The sequence below is a fragment of the Mesorhizobium sp. M7A.F.Ca.MR.362.00.0.0 genome (assembly GCF_004023175.1).
GTDB lineage: Bacteria > Pseudomonadota > Alphaproteobacteria > Rhizobiales > Rhizobiaceae > Mesorhizobium.
This window is the reverse complement of the sequence record NZ_RZTF01000085.1, coordinates 1-5,948: the sequence shown is the minus strand read 5'-3', so window position 1 is coordinate 5,948 and position 5,948 is coordinate 1. Positions and strand designations below refer to the sequence as shown.

Annotated in this window: 6 protein-coding genes; 3 read left to right on the top strand and 3 right to left on the bottom strand. The window is 64.2% G+C overall.

Annotated features, from left to right (window positions below; all coding sequences use genetic code 11):
- The first annotated feature begins 39 nt into the window (after positions 1-39).
- On the top strand, positions 40-1,278 hold the full coding sequence (locus tag EOC06_RS13565; protein WP_128307989.1) for an NAD(P)/FAD-dependent oxidoreductase: 1,239 nt from the start codon (positions 40-42) through the stop codon (positions 1,276-1,278).
- 108 nt (positions 1,279-1,386) lie between these two features.
- Here the strand turns inward: EOC06_RS13565 and phbB are convergent, their stop codons facing one another.
- Positions 1,387-2,112: an acetoacetyl-CoA reductase gene (gene phbB / locus EOC06_RS13560; protein ID WP_023814310.1), complete on the bottom strand. Its 726-nt coding sequence runs from the start codon at positions 2,110-2,112 to the stop codon at positions 1,387-1,389.
- Positions 2,113-2,239: 127 nt separating this feature from the next.
- Positions 2,240-3,418 carry an acetyl-CoA C-acetyltransferase gene (locus EOC06_RS13555; RefSeq protein ID WP_128307988.1) on the bottom strand — a complete coding sequence of 393 codons (1,179 nt, stop codon included), beginning with the start codon at positions 3,416-3,418 and terminating at the stop codon, positions 2,240-2,242.
- 301 nt (positions 3,419-3,719) lie between these two features.
- Between EOC06_RS13555 and phaR the strand changes: the two genes are divergently transcribed.
- Positions 3,720-4,331 carry a polyhydroxyalkanoate synthesis repressor PhaR gene (gene phaR / locus EOC06_RS13550; protein ID WP_027037157.1) on the top strand — a complete coding sequence of 204 codons (612 nt, stop codon included), beginning with the start codon at positions 3,720-3,722 and terminating at the stop codon, positions 4,329-4,331.
- Positions 4,332-4,352: 21 nt separating this feature from the next.
- On the opposite strand, the gene EOC06_RS13545 is transcribed toward phaR, so the two are convergent.
- Positions 4,353-5,492: a citrate synthase gene (locus EOC06_RS13545; protein ID WP_127270162.1), complete on the bottom strand. Its 1,140-nt coding sequence runs from the start codon at positions 5,490-5,492 to the stop codon at positions 4,353-4,355.
- Between the two features lie 92 nt (positions 5,493-5,584).
- Between EOC06_RS13545 and EOC06_RS13540 the strand changes: the two genes are divergently transcribed.
- On the top strand, positions 5,585-5,948 hold a 364-nt coding region (locus EOC06_RS13540), incomplete at its 3' end, for a citrate/2-methylcitrate synthase (RefSeq protein ID WP_281062075.1).

The following is a 5,948-nucleotide window of genomic DNA, read 5'->3' as shown; positions in this document are numbered from 1 at the left end:
AGATAAAAGTCACCAATCGTTGACAAACGGAGAGAGAAAATGCTGCCTGATACCACCGAAGTCCTGGTCATAGGCGCCGGCCCGACCGGCCTGGCGCTGTCCATTGCCCTGCATCAGGCAGGCGTCGATCACGTCGTGGTCGACCGCCTCGCCGAAGGCCTCAACACCTCACGTGCCGGAGTGATCCACGCGCAGACGCTGGAGACACTCGAGCCGCTTGGCGTCACGGGGCGGCTGGTCGAACTCGGCCTGAAGCTTGACAACTTCGCCATACGTGATCGCGACCGGGTCCTAATCAACCTCGATTTCTCGAGCCTGCCCTCGGCGTATCCCTACGTGCTGATGATTCCGCAGAACCTAACCGAGAAGATCCTCACTGAGCGCATCGCCGGGTTGGGCGGTGTCGTCCATCGCGGCGTCGAGGCGAAGGAGGTATTGCAGGGGGTCGATGGCGCACACGTCAGGGTCGTCCAGAATGGTCGCGAAAAGACGATCTCGGCGCGTTACGTCGTCGGTGCGGACGGCATGCACAGCGTGGTACGCGAGGCCGCCGGCATAGGCTTCGATGGCGAGGCCTATGCAGGGTCTTTTGTACTCGCCGACGTGCGCCTTGACTGGCCGCTCGGGCCAACGGAGGTGTCGCTGCTGTTCTCCCCGGCCGGACTGGTCGTCGTCGCGCCACTGCCGGACGGATCATATCGCATCGTAGCGACCATGGATGAGGCGCCTGAGCGGCCTGGCATTGCCGACATACAGGCGCTGCTCGACAGTCGCGGCCCGTCGGCCAGCCCGGCGCAGGTGCTCGACCTGACCTGGAGTACACGGTTCCGCGTGCATCACCGCCTTGCCAAGTCCTACCGCCAGGGGCACCTGTTTGTCATGGGCGACGCCGCCCATGTGCACAGCCCAGCCGGCGGCCAAGGCATGAACACCGGCCTGATCGATGCCGTGGTGCTGGGAGAACTGCTCGGCGACGTGATCAACGGTGTCCGCCCGGAAAGCGAACTCGACCTCTACGAGACGCTTCGGCGTCCCGCGGCACAAGAGGTGATCGAACTGGCGGGCAGGCTGACAGGCATGGCGCTTGTCCGCACACCGCTGCGGCGCGTCTTGCGCAATTTCGTGCTCGGCGTCGTCAACATGATGCCGTTCGTCAAGCGCAGGATCTCGATGAAATTGTCAGGTCTCAGCCGGGCCGAGATGGCGAAGCTGCCGGCGTCGTCGCGGCCGGGCGTGCGCAAGCAGGCGGTGAGACGCGAGTTCAAGCTGGTCGCCTGAGCTCGAGGCGCCGGACAACTTCCGGCGCTGTATCGGAGCAGTTGCGTCTAAAGACGAACGTGCCGGCGACACCGCCGGCACGTGCACATTCAAGCCACGTGGTTGTCGTCAGGCGAAGTATTGGCCACCGTTGGCCGTGATGGTCGAGCCGGTGATGAAGCCTGCATCTTCGGATGCGAGGAAGACGACGCAGCGCGCGATTTCTTCCGGTTCGCCGAGGCGGCCGACGGGGATTTGCGGGATGATGCGGTCGTTGAGCACCCTCTCGTCGATCGCCTTGACCATCTCGGTGGCGATGTAGCCAGGGCAGATGACGTTGACGGTGATGCCCGCGCGAGCTCCCTCTTGAGCGAGGGCTTTGCTGAAACCGATGTCGCCAGCCTTCGCGGCGGAATAGTTGACCTGGCCGGCCTGGCCTTTCTGGCCGTTGATCGACGAGATGGTGATGACGCGGCCGAACTTGCGGTCGCGCATGCCGCTCCACAGCGGATGCGTCATGTTGAAGACGCCGGACAGGTTGGTGTCGATGACCTCTTTCCACTGCTCGCGCGTGATCTTGTGGAACATGGCGTCGCGGGTGATGCCGGCATTGTTGACCAGCACCGAGACCGGGCCGAGATCGGCCTCGACCTGCTTGATGCCGGCGGCGCAGGAATCATAGTCGGCGACCGACCATTTGTAGACCGGAATGCCGGTCTCGGCCTTGAATTTCGCCGCTGCGGCGTCATTGCCGGCATAGTTCGCGGCAACCGAATAGCCGACGGTCTTCAATGCGATCGAGATCGCCGCGCCGATGCCGCGCGATCCGCCTGTGACGATTGCTACCTTGGTCATGCGTGTTCCCTCCCTTTGGTCGGGAGAGCGAATAGGGAGTAGCGAATAGCGAGTAGGGATCTACGTCCCGTCGCGCTGACGCAATTCTTCCCTATTGACTACTCCCTATTTGCTACTCACTTCTTTTTCAGAGTGCTTCGATGCACATGGCGACGCCCATGCCGCCGCCGATGCATAAGGTGGCCAGCCCCTTCTTGACGCCGCGCCGGCGCATTTCGAAGACCAGCGTGTTGAAGACGCGGGCGCCGGACGCACCGATCGGGTGGCCGATGGCGATGGCGCCGCCATTGACGTTGACGATCGAGGGATCCCAGCCCATGTCCTTGTTGACGGCGCAGGCCTGCGCGGCAAAGGCCTCGTTGGCCTCGACCAGGTCGAGATCGCCGACCGACCAGCCGGCCTTTTCCAAGGCCTTGCGCGATGCTGGGATCGGGCCGGTGCCCATGATCTGCGGATCGACGCCGGCGGTTGCCCAGGACACGATGCGTGCCAGCGGGGTGATGCCGCGCCTCACCGCTTCCGCCTCGCTCATCAGCAGCGCGCCGGCGGCGCCGTCATTGATGCCGGAGGCGTTGGCGGCGGTCACCGTGCCGTCCTTGTCGAAGGCCGGCTTCAGCTTGGTCATGGCGTCGAGCGTGGCGCCGTGGCGGATGTATTCGTCCTGGTCGACAATGGTGTCGCCCTTCTTGCCCTTGAGTGTGACGGCGACGATCTCGTCCTTGAACTTGCCGGCCTTCTGCGCGGCCTCGGCCTTGTTCTGCGAAGCCAGCGCAAACTGATCCTGGTCTTCGCGGGTGATCTGGAACTGACGCGCGACGTTTTCGGCGGTGTTGCCCATGTGATAGCCGTTGAAGGCGTCCCACAGCCCGTCCTTGATCATGGTGTCGATCAGCTTGAAGTCGCCCATCTTGACGCCGGCGCGCAGGTGCTGGGCATGCGTCGAAAGCGACATCGATTCCTGGCCGCCGGCGATGATCACCTTGGCGTCGCCGATGGCGATCTGCTGCATGCCGAGCGCAATGGCACGCAGGCCCGAGCCGCAAACCTGATTGAGGCCCCAGGCGGTGGTTTCCTTGGGCAGACCGGCATTGATCGATGCCTGGCGGGCCGGGTTCTGGCCTTGCGCGGCGGTCAGCACCTGGCCGAGGATGACCTCGTCGACCTCGCCTGGTTCGACACCGGCACGTGACAGCAATTCCCTGATGACGACGGCACCGAGCTCATGCGCCGGGGTGGCGGCAAAGGCGCCGTTGAAGGAGCCTACCGGCGTGCGCGCCGCACTGGCAATGACGATGGAAGCGGACATTTTCTTCTCCAGACTTCAAGGGTGTTGCTCTGTCGTTGGGGACTTTTCTTGCCCTTTCCCAACCCCAAGTCAAACCGGAAATGGGCATGGCGCCCATGCGCCGCAAGCAGGCCGTGCCTTGCCGTGGCGACCATTCGTCCATTGCTGCGCAGCATATTTTGCCTGCTATGCAGCATTTAGTGATCCCGCACTGCACAAACTGCTTGGAATTGTGAAGCTTTTGCGCATATCCTCAAAAAAAAGGCACAATCGTTATCGGCGGCTTGCTCAGAGGCGCGCCGGTGTCCCCGGGAGGATGTAGATGGCCGCTAAAGACGATCCGATCATCATCAAGAAATACGCCAATCGCCGCCTCTACAACACCGGCACCAGCACCTATGTGACGCTCGAGGACCTCGCCGAGATGGTCAAGAAGGGCGAGGAGTTCACCGTCCAGGACGCCAAGACCGGCGACGACATCACGCATCCGGTGCTGACACAGATCATCTTCGAACTGGAGAACAAGGACGGGCAGAACATGCTGCCGATCCCGTTCCTGCGCCAGCTCATCGCTTATTACGGCGACCAGATGCAGATGATCGTGCCGAGCTTCCTCGAACAGTCGATGCTTGCCTTTTCCAAGGAGCAGGAACGCTTTCGCGAGCAGATGAAGGGGGCGATCGGCAAGTCGCCGCTCGACATGATGAAGATCACCACGCCGATCAAGGCGCTGGAGGAACAGACACGCCGCAACATGGAAATGTTCCAGAATGCGATGCGGCTGTTCACGCCGTTCCCGCCCGCCGGCACCGCGCCAGCCGCCGCGCCGTCGCCCGAGCCGGCCAGGAAGGAAACGTCAGAAAAACCCGACGATCTTCAGGAACTGAAGGACCAGATCGCGGCCATGCAGCGCAAGCTCGACACGATGTCCTGAGCGCTTGGCGCTCTTGCAACCCTACACCAGCACGCCCTCATAGCGGCCGCGCGGCCTGATGACACTTCCGCTTGTTATCTGTTCGACCGTGTGCTCGGCCCAGCCGACGCTGCGTGCGAGCGCAAACAGGCGAAACGGCGCATCGCGCGGCAAGCCAAGGCTGCGCGTCAGCGCTGCCAGCCCAAAGTCGATGTTGGGAAGCGCGCCGGTCGCGGCAAGGGCAGCGTCGCGCAGCGACGATAGTGTGCCGTCAACCTCGATCACCGACAGCAGCGCGGCGCCCCGGGGATCGCCGTCGGGATAGAGCTGATGACCGAACCCCGGCAATGGCCGGTCGTGGCTGAGCCAGCGCCGGATCGTCGCATCGGCGCCATGTCGGGCCGCATCCTCGGCCAGTTGCATCACCGCCTCGCCGGCACCGCCATGGCGAGGGCCTGACAGCGTCGCGAGCCCGGCCAGCAGGCAAGCGGCCAGCGGCGCGCCGGTCGAGGCTGCGACGCGCGCGGCGAAGGTCGACGCATTCAGTTCATGATCGGCAAGCAGGACAAGCGCGCGGCGGATCGCATTGGCGCCGCCGGCGTCCACCGACCAGGCCTGCGCCAGCCGCTGATGGACGGGATCTGGTCCTGCCGGTGCGCCCAGCGCGGCGACCAGCACGCCGACAGCGTGCGCGGCATCGGCATGCAGCGAGGCCCGGTTGCGCCCAAGCGACGGGCGCCCTTGGCCGGCAAGCACGGCAAGTTGCGCAAAAGCCGAGGCCCGGCCGGCTTGATGGGGCACATCCGGCGACGGTGCTTCGAAAGCCACCGGTTCCGGCAGAGCCCAGAGAATGGCGGCGGCTTCTTCCAGTGTGGCGTGCCCGGAGAGCACTGCGGCGTCCTGCCCGCGATAGATGAGCCGACCGTGCGAGACGGTCGAAATCGCCGTTGCGATTGAGGGTTCGCCCCAGGCAATGGCGCTTTCAGCGATGACTGATGGGCTCCGTCCGCGCGCCCGGCGGGTCGCCAGTGCGGCGATATCGTCGGCGCGGTACTGGCTGCGGCGCGGATCGGCGCGGTCGGGCCGCATGCCGATGCGCCCACGGCTGACATAGGCGTACAGCGTCTGCGCCCGCACCTTGAGGCGCTCAAGCGCCTCTTCCCGGGACAACCACTCGGACATATCGAGCCCTGATATTGATTCTATTGATCAAGATTGATGGAAACGTTGCCCATCTCTATCTCCGATCCGGAAATGCTTCAAGGAGACAGGCTATGGCGAATGGGCTCGATGACGTGGTGGCGGCGGAAACCGTGCTTTCCGATGTGGATGGTCTTGGTGGCCGTCTGACGATCCGAGGTCATTCGCTGCCGGAGCTGGCCGGCCGCTTGAACTATGCCCAGGTGATGCGGCTGCTGCTCGACGGCTTCTTCGACGACCTTCCCGATGAGGCGCAACTGACGCGGGCACTGGGCCAGGCACGCGCCGAGGTGTTCGAACGGCTCTTGCCCTCGCTGCCCCTGCTGGCGTCGCTCGATGTTTACAGCGCCATGCGCGCCGGCATGGCGCTGCTGCCGGACGGCAACACGCTGACGGACGCATTGCGGCTGATAGCGGCACCTGCCGTGCTGACACCGG

What these genes read in the sequence shown, in the direction of transcription:
- EOC06_RS13555 (WP_128307988.1), bottom strand. Translation starts at nt 3,418, where the DNA reads ATGTCCGCTTCCATCGTCATTGCCAGTGCGGCGCGCACGCCGGTAGGC.
- EOC06_RS13565 (WP_128307989.1), top strand. Translation starts at nt 40, where the DNA reads ATGCTGCCTGATACCACCGAAGTCCTGGTCATAGGCGCCGGCCCGACC.
- phaR (WP_027037157.1), top strand. Translation starts at nt 3,720, where the DNA reads ATGGCCGCTAAAGACGATCCGATCATCATCAAGAAATACGCCAATCGC.
- EOC06_RS13545 (WP_127270162.1), bottom strand. Translation starts at nt 5,492, where the DNA reads ATGTCCGAGTGGTTGTCCCGGGAAGAGGCGCTTGAGCGCCTCAAGGTG.
- phbB (WP_023814310.1), bottom strand. Translation starts at nt 2,112, where the DNA reads ATGACCAAGGTAGCAATCGTCACAGGCGGATCGCGCGGCATCGGCGCG.